The 16,570-nt window shown below is 53.2% G+C and carries 16 protein-coding genes; 4 read left to right on the top strand and 12 right to left on the bottom strand.

Annotation, left to right across the window (positions count from 1 at the left end; all coding sequences use genetic code 11):
- Positions 1-25 precede the first annotated feature (25 nt).
- The 9 genes from SRBAKS_RS06510 to SRBAKS_RS06470 all read right to left on the bottom strand — a co-directional run bounded on the left by SRBAKS_RS06510 (position 26) and on the right by SRBAKS_RS06470 (position 8,385).
- The gene (locus SRBAKS_RS06510) at positions 26-1,042 is read right to left on the bottom strand and encodes a molybdopterin-binding protein (protein WP_229595351.1); all 1,017 of its coding nucleotides are present in this window, start codon (positions 1,040-1,042) and stop codon (positions 26-28) included.
- Positions 1,043-1,589: 547 nt separating this feature from the next.
- Entirely contained in the window at positions 1,590-1,910 is a 321-nt protein-coding gene (locus SRBAKS_RS06505) for a putative quinol monooxygenase (RefSeq protein ID WP_229595349.1), read from the bottom strand.
- Between the two features lie 192 nt (positions 1,911-2,102).
- Complete coding sequence (locus SRBAKS_RS06500) at positions 2,103-2,387, bottom strand: hypothetical protein (RefSeq protein WP_229595348.1); 285 nt, start codon at positions 2,385-2,387, stop codon at positions 2,103-2,105.
- 212 nt (positions 2,388-2,599) lie between these two features.
- Positions 2,600-3,325 (bottom strand): methyltransferase domain-containing protein, encoded by a 726-nt coding sequence (locus tag SRBAKS_RS06495; protein ID WP_229595347.1) that lies wholly within the window; start codon positions 3,323-3,325, stop codon positions 2,600-2,602.
- A gap of 24 nt (positions 3,326-3,349) precedes the next feature.
- Positions 3,350-4,501 carry a glycosyltransferase gene (locus SRBAKS_RS06490; protein WP_229595345.1) on the bottom strand — a complete coding sequence of 384 codons (1,152 nt, stop codon included), beginning with the start codon at positions 4,499-4,501 and terminating at the stop codon, positions 3,350-3,352.
- Positions 4,502-4,647: 146 nt separating this feature from the next.
- Complete coding sequence (locus SRBAKS_RS06485) at positions 4,648-6,051, bottom strand: anion permease (protein ID WP_229595341.1); 1,404 nt, start codon at positions 6,049-6,051, stop codon at positions 4,648-4,650.
- A gap of 398 nt (positions 6,052-6,449) precedes the next feature.
- Positions 6,450-6,878, bottom strand: coding sequence for an arsenate reductase ArsC (locus tag SRBAKS_RS06480; protein ID WP_229595340.1), 429 nt, complete (start codon positions 6,876-6,878; stop codon positions 6,450-6,452).
- A gap of 11 nt (positions 6,879-6,889) precedes the next feature.
- Positions 6,890-7,993, bottom strand: a complete 1,104-nt coding sequence (arsB, locus tag SRBAKS_RS06475) for an ACR3 family arsenite efflux transporter (RefSeq protein WP_229595339.1) — start codon at positions 7,991-7,993, stop codon at positions 6,890-6,892.
- An 11-nt stretch (positions 7,994-8,004) separates the two neighbouring features.
- Positions 8,005-8,385: an ArsR/SmtB family transcription factor gene (locus tag SRBAKS_RS06470; protein WP_430708962.1), complete on the bottom strand. Its 381-nt coding sequence runs from the start codon at positions 8,383-8,385 to the stop codon at positions 8,005-8,007.
- Between the two features lie 158 nt (positions 8,386-8,543).
- Between SRBAKS_RS06470 and SRBAKS_RS06465 the strand changes: the two genes are divergently transcribed.
- The gene (locus tag SRBAKS_RS06465) at positions 8,544-9,905 is read left to right on the top strand and encodes a phosphomannomutase/phosphoglucomutase (protein ID WP_229595338.1); all 1,362 of its coding nucleotides are present in this window, start codon (positions 8,544-8,546) and stop codon (positions 9,903-9,905) included.
- Between the two features lie 61 nt (positions 9,906-9,966).
- Here the strand turns inward: SRBAKS_RS06465 and SRBAKS_RS06460 are convergent, their stop codons facing one another.
- Entirely contained in the window at positions 9,967-10,863 is an 897-nt protein-coding gene (locus tag SRBAKS_RS06460) for a transporter substrate-binding domain-containing protein (RefSeq protein WP_229595333.1), read from the bottom strand.
- A gap of 387 nt (positions 10,864-11,250) precedes the next feature.
- Positions 11,251-13,332, bottom strand: a complete 2,082-nt coding sequence (locus tag SRBAKS_RS06455; protein WP_229595331.1) for a molybdopterin-containing oxidoreductase family protein — start codon at positions 13,330-13,332, stop codon at positions 11,251-11,253.
- 299 nt (positions 13,333-13,631) lie between these two features.
- Here SRBAKS_RS06455 and SRBAKS_RS06450 point away from each other — a divergent pair, with 299 nt between their 5' ends.
- The 3 genes from SRBAKS_RS06450 to SRBAKS_RS06440 all read left to right on the top strand — a co-directional run bounded on the left by SRBAKS_RS06450 (position 13,632) and on the right by SRBAKS_RS06440 (position 15,977).
- Positions 13,632-14,084 carry a 4Fe-4S dicluster domain-containing protein gene (locus SRBAKS_RS06450; protein ID WP_229595321.1) on the top strand — a complete coding sequence of 151 codons (453 nt, stop codon included), beginning with the start codon at positions 13,632-13,634 and terminating at the stop codon, positions 14,082-14,084.
- 80 nt (positions 14,085-14,164) lie between these two features.
- Positions 14,165-15,292, top strand: coding sequence for a sulfite exporter TauE/SafE family protein (locus SRBAKS_RS06445; RefSeq protein ID WP_229595319.1), 1,128 nt, complete (start codon positions 14,165-14,167; stop codon positions 15,290-15,292).
- A 73-nt stretch (positions 15,293-15,365) separates the two neighbouring features.
- Positions 15,366-15,977 (top strand): hypothetical protein, encoded by a 612-nt coding sequence (locus tag SRBAKS_RS06440; protein ID WP_229595317.1) that lies wholly within the window; start codon positions 15,366-15,368, stop codon positions 15,975-15,977.
- 71 nt (positions 15,978-16,048) lie between these two features.
- Here SRBAKS_RS06440 and SRBAKS_RS06435 read toward each other — a convergent pair whose 3' ends face one another.
- A complete protein-coding gene (locus SRBAKS_RS06435) occupies positions 16,049-16,561 on the bottom strand; it encodes a PH domain-containing protein (protein WP_229595315.1) in 513 nt (170 codons plus the stop codon).
- Between the last annotated feature and the right edge of the window lie 9 nt (positions 16,562-16,570).

Genomic DNA, 16,570 nt, shown 5'->3' with positions numbered 1-16,570 from the left:
AGCACCGGCTTACTTACTAAGGACACTATTTTCCAAAGGGACAAATGGGATAGCGGCAAACGTCGCACGTTGCGCAGAAACCGCCGTGACCCATAGCCACAATGTCTTCACGAGTAACGTGTTCCCCGGCAAGGAAGCGGGGTACCACAAGATCAAATATGGACGCCCGGTAGTACATGACGCAGCCGGGCAGACCGAAGATGGGGACTCCGTCCAGCACGGCAATCATGAACATGACGCCGGGGAAGGTCGGAGAGCCATAGGTGATGACCTCGGCGCCAGTGGCCCTGATGGCCGTGGGCGTCTGATCGTCAGGGTCCACGGACATGCCGCCGGTGACCACGATCATCTCGGCACCTTCGGCAATGAAGGCGAGAATGGCATCACGGGTCATGGACGGGTCGTCCGAGGTCAGCCGCTGGTCCATGACTGTGGACCCCAGCTTGGCAAATTTGTTTTTGATAACCGGACCGAATTTGTCCTTGATGCGGCCTGTGTAGACCTCATTGCCCGTGGTTACCACACCGACCTTGTGGTGTTTGAACTCACGGATGCCGACCACATAGGGGTACTCGGCACAGATGGCTTCGACCTGTTCGATTTTCTTTTCGTCGATGACCAGAGGGACCACGCGGGTTCCTGCGACATTCTGGGGAGAAGTGACCTGCTGGCCGGTATGCATGGTGGCCAGAACAACCTCTTCAATGGAGTTGATGCGATTGAGGGCTTCCACATTGATGTCGAGGAGACCGGGTGAGGCTTTGAAATTGATACGGCCTTCACAGACTTCCGAGAGCGTGATGCCCGGACCGGCGGCAGCGTTGGCTATGCGATGTGCAGCCTCGTTTTCGTGCACAGTCCCTTTTTCCATATGGAGCACGTAGACATGCTCTTTTCCGATTTCCAACAAGGTGGGGATGTCTTCCTCGGCGATAACGTGTCCTTTTTTGAAAGCAGGACTTTTGGTTTCGCCAGGTACGATCCTGGTCATATCATGACACAGGACCATGCCGACAGCCTCTTCTACGCGCACGGTTTTCATGTGGCTATTGCTCCATTCTCGGTCTCTTTAAAATTACAAAAATACGTCTATTTCAGTTAAAGTGTTGCTATCATTATGCTTAAAAAGGCATAATCCAAGATGGATCAATGCGAACAATGCTCGGTATGCTCAGTGTGTGAGTTGAGCATTATGCCATTTTGAGCATGTCGGTAAACGGACAGATACAGTCCACTGATACGCTCTATAGAGTACGTGTATAATGCGGACTAGTCATTGTGTTTAGACGGGCATAAAACTAGCACCAGTAATAAACTGCGTCAACACTAAGTGTTATTTAAGCTGGCACAAATATGAAATAAAATTTATTCATGTAATAGCATAATATAATTGATTTATTTTTTCATTTCGCGATGTATTTCCCCTGACTGGTAGTATTCTAAAAACGCGCTTGTTCAACAATTCACGAAGTTTAATTGGTCTGAAAACAGCTAATTTGGTCCCTAAAAAGGCTCAAACCGTGATCGGTTTGAGCCTTGGGTTGTGGCATGATACGGTAGAACCCGAAGAGGTTTTTGTTTGGTCTTGTTTATGCCTGTTTTGTCCAAACGGCGTCATCCGGGAAGAGATGAGAGCCTGTGGAGATATCTAACGGGGCGGCCAGCCAGTCTTTTGTGGCTTCAACCCATTTGGTGAAGTGCGGCATTGTCGTATGCTTTTCGAAAGCCTCTGCGTCTTTATACACTTCGTAAAGGTGAAGTTTGTTTGGGTCTTCACCATCTTCAACTATATTGAAAAGCAGGCAATCAGGTTCATTGTCTACTGAGCCTCGCCCGTCGGCAAACATTTCCTCGATGAATTCATCTCTGTGTTCCGGTTTGATCTGCACTTTTACGATGACGGCAAACATGGCATTCTCCTTGTGTGAGTTAGGGGAGCTAAACGAATGGGATATATGAACCACCTGTGAAAATGATCAATACTCCGAGTAAGACACCTGTGTATATAGTGTCAATCCGATCGGGAAAAGAATGACTGGGATCACTGAAAACGGCCCGAGAGTGTTTACTCTCGGGCCGTTTTGTTGCAGGGGTGAACGGTGCTATTTCTCTGGATCAAAGAGTACCTTAATGACGCATCGATTGTCGTCGTTGACGAGGCTCTCTTCAATGGAATGGGTGTTGTGGAGCTTGGGTGCCTTCATGACACCGTTGCGGATGGCCTGCCCGCAGGAGTAATCCTTGGTCATGTTTGCGCTGGAGAGGGAGTCGAAGACGTGGCTGTTTGTGGCGATCCAGGTCGCCTTATTCCCTTCATACGTGATCGGTTGGTTTATATACATGTCGTCGAAGAAACACGTCTTCCAGACATGTTTGAAGATGGCCATGAGTTCTTCGATCGTGCCTGGACGTTTGTTTTTTTTGGGCGCAACAGCATGAGCGTGTACTTGCGAAAAAACCGTTCGTTGGCCTTTTGTTCCCCCAACTCCCTGACCCTGGTGGTATGCCGGTAGAAGTCGTGCAACCACCAGAGTTGTTTGGTGAAGTTGAGTTACCCTTCACACTCCTTGATCGGTGAATCCATGGCGTCCTCCAGCGTTTAAGCGGCAGGGGATTTGGCCATTGCGACCACTTTGCTTCGGAGTAAGGGGTACCGTTTGAGCAAAAAATACGGGATGGGCGGGAAGAACCCGAAAGGGCGATCCTGGGTAAGCTGCACATCTTCCACTTCCCAACCAGCCATGACCAGGACTTTGGATAAGGTATACGGTGTGAACCAGTAGCGGTGATCGGAGTTGATATCTTCATACTGCTTCAGGGCCTTCTTGAAATTCTTGTAGTGGAAGGCGTTGGGCACGGTGATGATACACTTGGCGTTTTCCAGGCCGGGACGTCCGCGCAGGGTTCTCATGAAGCTTACAGGGTCGTCCACGTGTTCCAGGATTTCTCCGAGCACGACGAAGTCCCAGTCCTTGTCGTTGATGCCGGGGATGAGGTCGGTGAGGATGTCCCCCCAATAAATGTCGGGCAGCTTCATTTCGTCGGTCAGGAAGTTCACGCCTTCCTCGTTGATATCCACCCCGGCACACAGACTCGCGCTGTCCATGAGCAGCTTGTGCAGCCAGACCCCTCGTTCGAGTTTGCGTTTGACCTTGTCGGGCGTGTGATCCACGCAGCCGATATGGAGTACTCTGGCCCCTTTGACCTTATTAACCAGGTACGTCAGACGACTGCGTTCCGAGAAGTCACCGGCGAGTTTGAAGTAGCATCCGGAAGAAAAAATTTTACCGTTGAGAAATCGGCGAAGTTGTTTGTCGAGTTTCATCTGTGTTCCTTGTCTGCAATCCGGTTATCTGCCGAGGAGGTTGTCCTCGACCCAGCGTTCGAACTCGTCGATTTTGGTTGGCAGATTGAAAGTGGTCCGGCATGCATTCAAGCTGAGTCCCTTTAATGCATTCAACGCATCATTATCCAGCTTGAGGAGCGAGTCAATAGTATTGCGGAATTCTTCGTGCCCCGCGGATGGCGGCACCATGAGATGAGCCAGTGAATCAGGCCAGATTTCAGAGACGCCCCCAATATCTCTGGAGACCGGGATCAACCCCATGGCCATGGCCTCAAGCAGGGCATTGGGCATGCCCTCACTATTGGAGGGAAGAAGAAAAACGTCGGCGTTGCGCAGGTGCGCCTGCACGTCCGTGGTGAAGCCATGCCAGACAAGGCTTCCTCGTTTCTCCAGCTTTCGATGCTGTTCGCGAAGCGATTCCACGAGCTTGCCTGTGCCGACAATATGGTACTGAAAGGAGTCGGGAGGGAGCGTCTCAAGGGCGTCAAGCACGTTCTGGTGATGTTTGTCCTTATTGACCTGACTGGTGGAGATAAGCTGAAGTGGGCCGGATTGAACCGGGCGTATTGCGTCAACCGGCTTTTTGGCGTTGTGGATGACCTTGATTCTGTCTTCAGGCACAAAGGGGAGATGTGTGCGGACACCATTGGCCACGGAATGGCTGGGGCAGAGAAACCAGGGTTTGAGCAGCTTGATGAGAAATGTCACTCTGGAATTGGATTCCATGTCCCTGGGCATACCCACCCGCTGCACCACCGGGATGCCCAACAGTCTGGCCGCCACCCCGGCTGTGTTCATGTCCTTGTTGATATTGCATATGACTATATCCGGTCGCGTGCGGAGGAACGCCGCAATGAAACGGCCTATTGTCAGGGGGTTGAAATCAAAACCGAAGTTGGCCTGACGGGCGTCGATGCCCCGGTCTTTGAGTGTGGCAATGAACTCAGACTGCCTGGCAAAGACGGTGACGCCGTGGTCGCGTGCGACGAGTTCCGTGGCATAGTCCACGGTCCATGTCTTGACCCCGCCCCAACTGCGAGTTGAATTGATGAAGGCGATATGCATAGTTGTATTCATGTATGGGTTGAACGCGCTCTCTGCATCTGTCTCGATCCTCCGGTTCCGGGAGAGAGTCAACCGGACTGGCGCTTTCATGTACCCGACTCTTGGGCATAAGAAAAGGACCATCCTGTGGCCGAAGTGAGAAGGCCGGGAACAAGAACGGTCCTTTTGTGTACCGTTGACATGGTGGCCATGACGCGACGTCCGTTCATAGGCCATCGTCGATGGCCTGATAACCGTTAGATGACGAAGATGGTCAAGCCGATCATTGTCGCCAGATAGAGGCCTCCGAAAATGGCACCGAGCGCCCACCAACGGGCCTGGCTGATGAAGCCCGCGCCATACCAGATGGGGGATGGGCCGGTGGCATAGGGTGTGATGATTCCCATGAGTCCCAGTGATGCGGCCAGCATCAGTGCGAGCTGCGGCAGCATTGCGGCGGGCAGCAGCGATGCGCCGGTGGCCATGAACAGGGGCAGCAATGCCGTGGTGTGCGCCGTGGTGCTGGCAAAGAAGTAGTGGAGCAGGAAGAACATGACCACCAGCATGACGGCCACGGTTAGTGGAGGCATTCCCTGCAGGTAGATAGCGACCATCTCGCCGAGCCAGGTCAGGACACCTGTTTTTTTCAACCCGCTGGCCATGGCGACCAACGTGGCAAACCAGACAAATACATTCCACGCGCTCTTGTTCGTGATGACGTCTTCCCAGTTGATGACATCGGTCAGTATCATGAGCGCGAGGATGAAAATGGCGGCCACGGTGCTGTTCACGCCAAGCTGCTTGCCGAAAACCCAGAAGACGAGAGCCGCGACAGCATAGCCGAGCATCATCAGTTCCTTTCTGGATATGCGGCCCATTTTCCGCAATTCTTCGGCGGCCCAGTGCGGTGCCTCTGGCGAGGTCTTCTGGGTTGGAGGATAGATGACGTAGGCGAGCCATGGTGTAAGCACAAAAAGTGGGAGCATGGCTGGTATCATGATGCTGGCCCAGTGGCCCCAGCTGATGGATATATTCGACGATTTCTGGATAAGGTCCACTGCCAGCAGGTTCGGCGCCAGTGCTGTCAGGAACATGGAGCTGGTCACGCAGGTGGAGGCGATGCCGACCCAGACAAGGTAGGCGCCTATCTTGCGCGGTGCGTTGTCCGGGGTGGAGTCGAACATGGGCGGTATGTTGCTCGCCACAGGATAGATGGTGCCTGCGGAGCGAGCCGTGTTGGACGGCATGAACGGGGCCAGGATGAGGTCGGAGAAGGCCACTGCATAGCCAAGCCCCAGTGTGCTTTTGCCGAGATACCTGATCAGCAGCAGGCTGATGCGTTTGCCCAGCCCGGTTTTCTGATAGCCCAGGGCGAACATGAACGCCGCGAAGATGAGCCAGATTACGCCGTTGGAGAATCCTGACAATGCCCAGTTTCGGCTTGCCGTCGGGTTGGGATCGACCAGACCGAGGACCGCTACCAGGGCAACGCCAAACAAGCCCACAAGGGCTGCGGGCACCGGTTCAATGATAAGACCGACGACCACACCGACAAATATGCTGAGAAAATACCAGGCGTTTGGGGTCAATCCGTCCGGGGGCGGGATCAGGGCCATGAGCACGGTGACAATAATCGGGGAAAATTTCTTTAGATAATTCATCTGCTGTCTCGATTCAATCAGTGTTACATGATTTTTCAAGTGAGGATCAGACAGGGAAAGCCGTCTTCAGACCATTGATCACTCGGCACTTGTCTACTCTTTCAGACATTGTCATAGCTGTGGGGTATGGGTCAATGGGGAATGGGAATGGGGTGATACAGCGGCTCTGGCAGGCGGCCTTTATTATGGAAATGGAATAGAATGAACACGGCCCGCGAGATTGTTCCCGCGGGCCGTGTTGTTTTACAGTGGTGCCTGGAATCAGGCGAAGAACGAGAAACGGATGTTACCGTCTTCGTTGGCCTGGATGCAACTGGTCCATGTACTGAGGGGGGACCAGTGTCGTATGGATTTGAATATATGCAGTTTCATTTCCATGCTCCTTTATTGAGCGTTGATCAAGCGTCATGCAGGGCTCCCGGGAGCGTCTCCACATACGTTTTGATTTCGTCCCTGACGCGTCGGTAGAGTGTCAGTATCTCTTCTTCGTCAGTCAGCCCTTGTGCAAGGGACGGCGGGTCGTCGAAACCGACATGGACCACCTTTGATCGGGACGGAAAATAGGGGCAGTTCTCATTGGCGTGCCCACAAACGGTGATAACAAAGTCGAATTCCACATTGCTTGTCAGATCGGTGACAAGTTTGGAACTATTTCCAGATATGTCGATACCGGCCTCGGCCATGACCTTGACGGCGTATGGATTCAATCCATGGGTTTCGACTCCTGCCGAATAGGCCGTCAGGTGCGCTGCCTTGAGGTGGTTGGCCCATCCCTCAGCCATTTGGCTGCGGCAGGAGTTGCCTGTGCACAAAAAAAGAATGTTCATGGTGGAGTCTCCTATTTTGCTTCAGAAATTTCGCAGCGGACATGACAGACGCCGTTGACGGTTTCCTTGGCAAAGGGGAAGTACTTTTTCTTGAAGTAGACGGCCACGTTGACCAGGGCGATGAGTACCGGCACTTCCACCAGAGGGCCGATGACAGCCGCGAACGCTTCGCCGGAGTCGATGCCGAAGACCGCGATGGCAACGGCGATGGCCAGCTCGAAGTTGTTTGACGCCGCCGTGAAACTGAGGGTGGTCGCCTGTTCATAGGTGGCATCCGCTTTCCAGGAAAGGTAGAAGGAGACCAGGAACATGAGCAGGAAGTAGATGGTCAGCGGGATGGCGATGCGGATGACGTCGAAGGGCAGGGCCACGACCTTGTCGCCCTTGAGCGAGAACATGACGAAGATGGTAAAGAGCAGAAAAACGAGTGTCAGGGGGCTGATCTTCGGGATGAAGACAGTCTCGTACCACTCCTTGCCCTTGGTTTTGAGTCCGATGAAACGGGAGGCCATGCCTGCCAGGAACGGGATGCCGAGATAGATGAACACGGATTCGGCTATCTGGCCCATGGAGATATCCACAACCACACCTTCCAGACCGAACCAGCCGGGCAGTATGGTGATGAAGACATAGGCGTATACCGAAAAGAACAGCACCTGAAATATGGAATTGAATGCGACTAGTCCGGCGCAGTATTCGCTGTCGCCCCTGGCCAGGTCGTTCCAGACGATGACCATGGCGATACAGCGGGCCAGGCCGATGAGGATCAGGCCGACCATGTAGTCGTGTTGGCCGGAAAGAAAGGTGACGGCCAGTCCGAACATGAGCACCGGGCCGATGACCCAATTCTGCACCAGGGAAAGGGCGAGGACTCGGTAATTGCGGAAGACCTGACCGAGCTGCTCATATTTCACCTTGGCCAGGGGCGGGTACATCATGAGGATGAGGCCGATGGCGATGGGAATATTGGTTGTGCCGACCTGGAAGGAGTCTATGACGAGCTTGATGTCAGGAAAGAAATAGCCGCTCCCTACGCCGATGAACATGGCGAGGAAAATCCACAGGGTCAGGTAGCGGTCCAGAAAGGAAAGGCGTTTGATGGTTGATTCAGACATGAAGGGGTCCTTTACTTCGACTCGGTAGTGCACGAGTCGGTTTCTTTGGTTGCCAGATAACTGGTGAGCCGGGCATAATCCTGCTTGGCTTCGTCAAGCGCGGGCAGGTTTTGTCGCAGTACGTGGAGTATGAGGGATTGAATTTCCTTCTGGGGGATCGCCAGAGAGTAGTATACCCATTTCCCTTTGCGCTGGCTGTTGACCCAGTTTGAGTTTTTCAGGAAGGACATATGGCGTGACACTCTGGATTGGGGCAGATCCAGGCCTGCCATGAGGTCACAGACGCACAGTTCTCCGTGGTCCAGTAATCGTATGACCCGCAGTCGTGTGGGGTCTGATAGTGCCTTGAGGCATTCGGCAAGTGTTTTCATGGAGAAATTATGTATACGCATATGCAGATGTGTCAATGTGTTTTGTGTGACAATCGCGCGTCGAATCTGTGTGATGTGCAGAAATCTGATAATTCTTTTGTTTTTTGTCTCATGATGCTATCTGCAAGCCCGAAAAGGAAAACACAGCTGCCCGGTTCATGTGGCAGGGAGGAATCTATATGAAGCCTATTTCGCGTGAAGTATTCAGAACGTATGATATTCGAGGACTGGTAGATGTCGATTTTGATGAAGAATGGGTAGAGCGTCTGGGCCAGGCCTGCGGCGCCTATTTTCAACAACATGGATCAAAGACAGCGGTCATTGGATTTGATGCCCGTCACTCTTCTCCCGGGTATGCCGAGGCCCTTGCCAAGGGAATCTGTTCAACGGGAGTGGATGTCATCACCGTGGGGCAGGTGTCGTCCCCGGCCTTTTATTGGGCGGTCACCAAATTTGGCGAGACCGCTGGAGTGATGATCACCGCCAGTCACAACCCTTCTGAATATAATGGATTCAAGGTGTGGCAGGGTGTCAGCACCATTCATTCCGAGGAAGTGCAGGCCGTGTTTGATGTCATGGAAAAAGGGGCGTTTCCCACAGGAAATGGTTCGGTCCGGCATGAAGAGGTTCTTGATGCGTATATCAAGGAACTGGTGGAGGGCGTGACCATTGCCCGGCCTGTTAAGGTCGTGGTGGACGGCGGCAACGGCGTGGGCGGCAACCTGACCGCCGATGCGCTGGAAGCGGCCGGGGCCGAAGTCGTGCGTATCTTCTGTGACCCTGATGGCGATTTCCCCAATCATCATCCAGATCCGGTTGTCGAGAAAAATATGGTCCTCTTGCAGGAGGCCGTTCTCAAGGAGAACGCTGACCTCGGTATTGGCCTGGACGGTGACGGCGACCGTATCGGCGTGGTCACGGAAAAGGGAGAGCTGCTCTTTGGTGATCAACTTGTGGCTATTTATGCCCGTGATATCTTGCAGGATTTCCCCGGTGCTTCCATCATCGGCGAGGTCAAGTGCTCCCATCTCATGTATGAGGACATCAAGGCCCACGGCGGTAACCCGGTCATGTGGAAGACCGGTCATTCGCTGATCAAGGCCCGCATGCGTGAAATCGACGCCAAGTTTGCGGGCGAAATGTCCGGGCACATGTTTTTTGCCGATCGTTACTATGGATTTGATGACGCTACCTATGCGGCTCTCAGAATCGTGGAGATCGTGTCCAAATCCGATCAGACCATGAGCGATCATCTCAAGAGCTGGCCCACAACCTATTCAACTCCAGAGATTCGGGCGGATTGTCCCGAGGCTCTGAAGGCCGAGGTCGTGCAAAAGGCGGTGAACTATTTCAGTTCCAAGTTCGATGCCATTGACATTGACGGTGTGCGCGCTGTCTTCCCGGACGGGTGGGGGCTGCTCCGCGCCTCCAACACCCAGCCCGTGCTGGTGCTCCGTTTCGAGGCCGAAACCCCTGAACGGCGCGATGAGATCAAGGCCATGTTCGACGAAAAACTGGCTGAATGGATTCCGCAAAAGTAGGTGTTATACAAGTAAAAAAGAGCAGGAAGCGGTGTGCTTCCTGCTCTTTTATTTTAGAGCTTTATCGAACGGGCTGCCCGATCGGTTTTTCTGGAATGAACTGGAATCGTTTCAACGCGTTTAGTGTGTTTTCGCTTGCATTGTTGACAGGAATTTCAATCTTGACCCGCTTGTCGAGATGGATGTTGCGTAGCGTTTTGCTTAAGACTGGATCGGTCATGACTAAATCCTGTAACTGGCCTGTCTCATATGCTTTTTCCAGTCCACTTTTTAATGCGTTGTACAGTTTGTCATTTCCTTTACGTACATAAAAAAAAGATGCAAGCGGATAGGAGAGAACGAGATGCTCGTCAATGACGAGTCCGGGGTTGTCCGGAGCGTAGCGGGCGTATTCCAAATCTATTTCGAACAAACCGCGAGGGTAGAGATCAACTCTTCCATGCATTATCATTTTCGGGATATTAGTAGGTTTTGCCAGCGCCAGAACTTGAAGATTCGCATCCCTCATGATTTTCACATCTGTCCATCCCAATCCTTGTCCAAATACGTATCCGTATAGATCGTCGAGAGTTTTGACTTTTTTAAGTTCATCCACCAGATCCATTCGTGTGAGAATTATCCTTTGTCCAAGACCAAGGCCGAGTTGAATGGGGACGTATACAGCCTGCAACTGTGCTTCAAGCTTGTGCCCACTCCCTAAAGCGATGACGTAGTTTTTTGATGAAGCGCTGACAATTTCCACCCTGCGAGGCTGTGAGGTTTGGATTGCTTCAATTTTTAGGTCATAGTGAATGCTTTGGTTTTTTAAGGCGAGATCCAATACTCGGTATAAAAACGTATCTGGCGAAAGGGGACGGTCAAAGAGCACAATTACTTTGAGTAATTCATGATTTTGAGCTGCCAGTGGCTGAACGAATACCAAGAAAAACAGACAGGCGAGAATGATTCTTTTTATCATACGTAATCATACTACAAAAAATGATGCAGTGTCTATCAAGACAAACACAAAAGGGGCTATTCGTAGAGTGGATTAATACATTGTGTGCGGATCGCGAAAGGGCTTTGAGACGCCCGCCCGGGATGTCTATTTGCGTGTGCAGAGAATCGATACGTAGGTAGAAAGTTCAAAACTACAAGTGGACACCGGGTATTCTCAGTCTTTCGGTTTTCACAGCCAAATATTCACCACATCTCATAACTCCGTCCTTTGCCCTTGCCGAAGGCACAATCAACAAGTTTGGGAAGGAGAGAGGGGGAGGGGGCTAAGGACATTCTGAAATAGCACAAGAGAAGGCCAGCATCGGGGGCGATGCTGGCCTTCTCAATATTGGGGGTGAGAGAGTTGTTATGCTTTGCTGACGCTGATGAAGTGCTCCTGCATGGCAACGGCGCCGCCGCCCTTGTCCCACTTCTTGATGCCTTTGGGCATGAGCAGGTTGTCTGCCGCACCCATTCCCTTGGCGCGGGATTCGCACGGCAGGGTATGGCCGAAGCCGTGGATCATGAACACGCATTCAGGGTGGACGAAGTCGGTGACGAAAGCCTTGATCTTGGCTTCGTATCCGTTGCTGCCCACGGTGACATAGTCGTCGGTTGCGATGTCCAGCTCCGCTGCTTTGGCTGTATTGATCCAGAGAATGTTCTCCGGCATGCGCTCAAAGAGCAGGGAGTTGTTCACGGTGTGCCCCTGGGTATGCAGGGCGCAACGACCGAAGGTGATGCGGAACTTGTCCTTGGGCGGACGTTCCGGGGATTCGTAGGGCTTGAGTGAGGGCAGGCCGTCTGCTTCGAGCTTGGCGTCGATGATCTGCACTTTGCCGGACGGCGTCTTGAAAGAACCTTCCTTGACCGGCTTGTACAGCGGATCGGAGGCCAGGGACACGATGCCGGTCTTCTTGAAGTCTTCGAGGGACACGCCAGTGCCTTCGAGCTGGAATTTCCAGATGTCTTCGATGTTGTCGTAGTCGAGCTTGTCGAGGCCCATGCGTTTGGCCAGGCCTGCGTAGATTTCCCAGATGGCCTTGGTGTCATAGATCGGATCAATGGCACGGTTGCGGATCTGGAAAGCGGGCTTGGGACCGTTCTTGGTCATGATGGTGTCTTCGCGCTCAAGGTAGGGCGAGATGGGCAGCACCACGTCCGCATTCCAGGCAGTGTCGGACCAGGAGAAGGTCGGCACGACCAGCAGTTCGATGCTTTCCCACATTTTCAGGACGTGGTCCTTGTCAGGGAAGGCCATGAGCGGGTCATGGCGGTGACAGATGTACGCCTTGACCGGGTACGGATTTTCTTCCACCGCAGCCTCGTAGGCGAGGTTTACCAGACCGGGGCCGGCGTCGTAGTGCTTGCGGCCTTCCATCCAGCCGATGCCGTCGGCGCGTTTGCCTTCCGGTTTCGGATAGAGGTTCATGAAGGAGTTGAGGCCCTTGGCACCGACATCGCCCGGCTTGTTCATGAAGGGCAGGCCACCTTTTGCACCAATGGCACCCATGAGCGCGTTGATGATGTAGATGGTTCGGGTCATGTAGAAGGAGTCGGAGTACCGGGCCGTCATCCAGCCTGGGTGCCACAACACGCTGGGCGCTGCTTCGGCAAGCTGATGACAGAAGTCGCGGATGGCGTCGGCGCTGATGCCGGTCTCTTCGGCCGCCCATTCAGGGGTGTACTGCTGAACGAAATCCTTGAGCGTGTCAAAGTCTTCCACCCAGTTGGCCACGAAGTCCTTGTCGTACAACTCCTCTGTAATAATGGTATTGATAACAGCGAGATTGAAGGCGTAGTCCGTGCCGGGCCGGATCATATAGAAATTGTCAGCCTTGGTGGCAGGCACGTTGGCGCGGATGTCGATGACGGAAAGCTTGCAGCCGTTTTCCATGCCTGCCAGAAGGTTGTTTACCTCGGCCACATTGATGGCTTCAAAGAGATTGCGCTGCTGCAGGATGACATGCTTGGCGTTTTTCAGGTCGTAGGAAACGCCTTTGCGACCGAAGCCGAACACGGACAGCGCCGCGTTCTGCACGTTGCGAGCGCATGCAGAATCGTGGTTGTTGTAATTGGCTGTGCCGATGCCGCGCAGGAAGGCACGATAGAAGTCGCGGAACGGGCCGCCGCGATCGGAGAAAAGTACCGAGTCCTTGCCGTACGTGTCCTGAATACGGGTCAGTTCATCGGCCACATAGTCCAGTGCCTCGTCCCAGGAAACCTGTTTCCATTTGCCTTCACCGCGTTTGCCGGTGCGGACCATGGGGTACTGTGGACGCTCGTCGTCATAGCTCAGGGCCGTACCGGCCGCGCCACGGGGGCACAGCGATCCTTTCAGCGGCGCACCGCCCTGGATATATTCGGCCTTGCCGTCAACCACTTCGACCTTGATGGGGCAGCGCACCGAGCACATACCGCACATACTGTTTACATATTCCTTACTCATGATCTCCTCCTGGTGTGGCACCTTAACAGGTACTCACAAAGAAATTCTGGATGGGCTGCGCACCTTTTTTACGTAGAATGGACCCTATAATGGGCGCACAATCAATCGCAATAAAACCCTGCTTGTGAAACTGATCACAAACTTTTTTTAAAGTTTACCCAAAAAAACGCGTGAGTGTCGACATGAATTGGGAAATATGTCACAAAAGGGGGCAGTATTGACCGGAATCATATTTTTCTTCAAACCGTGAAATATCAAAGGAACTGCGCGCCCAAACCAAGTTTGCAGAGGTGGAAAAAATGGCCATTTACAGAATTAAATTTGACAAGAAACGGTGTATTGCCTGCGATGCCTGCCTGGTTCACTGCAAAGTGAGCAATAAAGTGCCCATCGGGTTGTCTCTTAACAGCCTGATTGCTGAAGGCCCCATCGCCGACAAGGACGGCAAGCCTTCGGCCAAGCTCAAATACCAGACCTGCAGACACTGCAAGAAACCCGAGTGTGTCCCTGCGTGTCCCAATGGCGCCATGTATCAGCGCGAAGCTGACGGCATGGTGCTGGTCGATCTGGACAAATGTGACGGCTGCAAGTCCTGTATTGATGCCTGTCCCTGGACAGTGCCCGTTTTCAATGAAGCTACCGGCAAGATCATGAAATGTGATTTCTGCATTGATCGTGTGGAAGCCGGGCTTGATCCCGCGTGTGTTACCGGATGTACGGCGAATGCTCTGAGTTTCGTTCGTCCGGAATAAATATTGGTGATGACTTCTCGGCTTTGGGGGCTGTGAAGGTATTTTTTCAGTTTTTAACTTAATTTGAGGAGGAGGTAACAGTGTTACGTTCCAAAAAAACTCTTCTGATGCTGGCTCTGGTGGCTGCCGTGTGTGTCATGGCTGAGCCTGCCATGGCCGATCGTCTGGCAGACGCCATTGCCGAAGCCAAACCCACTGGTGAGCCTGGATATCTGGGAATCCCCGGTGGTCCGCAGCTCAACATCCTGATCGGCCTTGTCTGGGCGATCTGGGTTGGTTGGATTTTCTCTACCGTCGGTGCCTTTGGTGGCATCATGGCCGGTGTTGGTCACATCACCATCTACGGCCTGGGCGATTACGCCAGCTCCTTTGGTAAAGGCTCCCAGATGAACAAGGTCGTCACCGACTCCATCCGTGTGTCTAACCAGTGGTTGGTCGGTTGTTCCGCCGCACTGTCCTCTTTCAACTACTATAAGGCAGGTCGTCTGGTGCTGCCTCTGGGTATCGCGCTGGCCATCGGTTCCGTGGCCGGTTCCTGGCTGGTCCCCTGGCTCACCGCCGGCAAGATCAACCTGAAAGCCTACCTCGGCTACTTCGGCCTCTTTGTCCTGTTCCTGGGTTGCTACCTTACCTATGAGACCACCCCCAAAGGTCAGGCTGGTAAAAAGGCTGCAAAGGAAGCTGCCGCAGCTTTCCAGAGCTCTGTCAAGAAGCAGCAGGAAGGCGGCGACGTGGACTTGGCTGAAATGGGCGTCAAGGTCCAGAAGTTCACCCCCACTTCTTGTGAATTCACTTTCTTCGGTGTTGAATTCAACTTCAACCCGCTGATTCCTGTTGTCGGTGGTTTCATCATCGCAGCACTGGCCTCCTTCCTCGGTGTTGGCGGCGGCTTCCTTCTGGTGCCGTTCCTGACATCCGTTGCAGGCCTGCCCATGTACCTGGTCGCCGGTACCTCCGCCATGGCCGTTTTCATCGGCATGTGCAACTCCATCATGTCCTACATGCTGCTCAAGCAGACTCCGGTCGCATGGGGCCTGATCGGCGCTGAACTTATCGGTATCGTCATCGGTTCCGTCATCGGACCCAAGACTTCGAAGTTCATCCCTGACAAGGTCCTGAAGTACATCTTCATCGCGCTGGCCGTGTACGTTGGTGTTCGTTACACCTCCAAGGGCTTCCTGGGTTACTCCCTGGTTCCCCCCTTCTAAGTCGCGAGCCATCAAGAACAACAACGGAGGCCGCCCGATGTGGGCGGCCTCCACAAAAACAACAGGATAGACCATGACCGGCCACATGATTTACGAATTTCTCGATCCCTGGATGATCTGGGCGTTTCGCTTCGGAGATAATCCATATGTAGGGTTCGCCATCGGTCTTCTCTGGATATGCGTGGTGACCACCGTGATCGGTGAGCTGTGCATGGCCGCTGTCTATTTCACCAACAAAAAACATTTCGCTTCGATCAACCGTGAAATGGTCGATCATCACAATCTGTCCGTCAGGGCACTCGGCGCCAAGAACAAGATCGCGTGGAAGGCCTGCAACTCCATCGCCAACGACGCCTTTGGCAAAAATTTCTTTTCCCGTATCGCGCTGTTCGCTTCTTCTTTGTGGGTAGTCCCGTTCGCTATCGGCTGGTTGTACTACCGCTTTGGCGAAGTGGATTTCATGGTTCCGCTTATCGGGGCTGTGGGGCCTTCATTCGTCTTCATTCCGGTCTATATCCTGACACGATACCTCTTTAGTGTGGCCAAGCCGTGGCTGCCGCTCTTCAGTACCATCCGACAACGGGTGCTGGATAATGAAGCGGGCGACGAGATGATGACCTACATGGATTTGGCCAAGGAAAAGGAAGAGCGGCAAACCGAAACTCCGATACCGGAAAATTCCTGATTCTTCGAACACAATAAAAGCCGCCCTCAAGGGGCGGCTTTGTTCTTTGATAGAGAAAGTGAAAGGGCGGTCTAGGGGCGGAGCTTCTCGACCTCTTCCATGAAGCCCGGCATATCCGAGGGACCGAGCAGATAGAATCGATCGGCTGTCTGGATGCAGAGAACGTCTGACCGATTGGCGACAATGACCGCTTCCTTGCCGTCCTTGACCAGCACGACGCCCGATTTATATCCGCCGAATGTCATGAATTTCTTTGTCTTGCTGATCTTGAAGGCTTCATCGGTACGCATTTCGACCTGGAAGACCTTTTCAACGGATGCCCAGGGAATGACCGCCGAGGCAAAGGGAGGGGCAGCCAGCAGGATACCTTCTTCGGCAACGGTGACGGATGCCCGTTTGGGCGTGATGTAGAGCATGTACCAATAGAAAATGGCCAGCGGTGCGGCGACGGCGATCAGGCAGATGCCTGTCCACATGATCCCGGACCTGAAGCTCCAGGCCACTGCGGCCGCAACAGCAGCCACTATCAGCAGGAAAAAGGTCAGGACTGCCTTGCTCATGGGAATTTTATATGTAGTCGACATTGAGTATCT

Origin of the sequence: Pseudodesulfovibrio sediminis, assembly GCF_020886695.1 — a bacterium.
Classification (GTDB): Bacteria; Desulfobacterota; Desulfovibrionia; order Desulfovibrionales; family Desulfovibrionaceae; genus Pseudodesulfovibrio; species Pseudodesulfovibrio sediminis.
Note: the sequence above shows the minus strand (reverse complement) of the source record. Positions and strands in the feature narration are given on the sequence as shown.

Bases quoted from the DNA above. Each gene is read 5' to 3' on its own strand.
- SRBAKS_RS06510 (WP_229595351.1), bottom strand. From the start codon at position 1,042: ATGAAAACCGTGCGCGTAGAAGAGGCTGTCGGCATGGTCCTGTGTCAT.
- SRBAKS_RS06505 (WP_229595349.1), bottom strand. From the start codon at position 1,910: ATGTTTGCCGTCATCGTAAAAGTGCAGATCAAACCGGAACACAGAGAT.
- SRBAKS_RS06500 (WP_229595348.1), bottom strand. From the start codon at position 2,387: ATGGCCATCTTCAAACATGTCTGGAAGACGTGTTTCTTCGACGACATG.
- SRBAKS_RS06495 (WP_229595347.1), bottom strand. From the start codon at position 3,325: ATGAAACTCGACAAACAACTTCGCCGATTTCTCAACGGTAAAATTTTT.
- SRBAKS_RS06490 (WP_229595345.1), bottom strand. From the start codon at position 4,501: ATGAAAGCGCCAGTCCGGTTGACTCTCTCCCGGAACCGGAGGATCGAG.
- SRBAKS_RS06485 (WP_229595341.1), bottom strand. From the start codon at position 6,051: ATGAATTATCTAAAGAAATTTTCCCCGATTATTGTCACCGTGCTCATG.
- SRBAKS_RS06480 (WP_229595340.1), bottom strand. From the start codon at position 6,878: ATGAACATTCTTTTTTTGTGCACAGGCAACTCCTGCCGCAGCCAAATG.
- arsB (WP_229595339.1), bottom strand. From the start codon at position 7,993: ATGTCTGAATCAACCATCAAACGCCTTTCCTTTCTGGACCGCTACCTG.
- SRBAKS_RS06470 (WP_430708962.1), bottom strand. From the start codon at position 8,385: ATGCGTATACATAATTTCTCCATGAAAACACTTGCCGAATGCCTCAAG.
- SRBAKS_RS06465 (WP_229595338.1), top strand. From the start codon at position 8,544: ATGAAGCCTATTTCGCGTGAAGTATTCAGAACGTATGATATTCGAGGA.
- SRBAKS_RS06460 (WP_229595333.1), bottom strand. From the start codon at position 10,863: ATGATAAAAAGAATCATTCTCGCCTGTCTGTTTTTCTTGGTATTCGTT.
- SRBAKS_RS06455 (WP_229595331.1), bottom strand. From the start codon at position 13,332: ATGAGTAAGGAATATGTAAACAGTATGTGCGGTATGTGCTCGGTGCGC.
- SRBAKS_RS06450 (WP_229595321.1), top strand. From the start codon at position 13,632: ATGGCCATTTACAGAATTAAATTTGACAAGAAACGGTGTATTGCCTGC.
- SRBAKS_RS06440 (WP_229595317.1), top strand. From the start codon at position 15,366: ATGACCGGCCACATGATTTACGAATTTCTCGATCCCTGGATGATCTGG.
- SRBAKS_RS06435 (WP_229595315.1), bottom strand. From the start codon at position 16,561: ATGTCGACTACATATAAAATTCCCATGAGCAAGGCAGTCCTGACCTTT.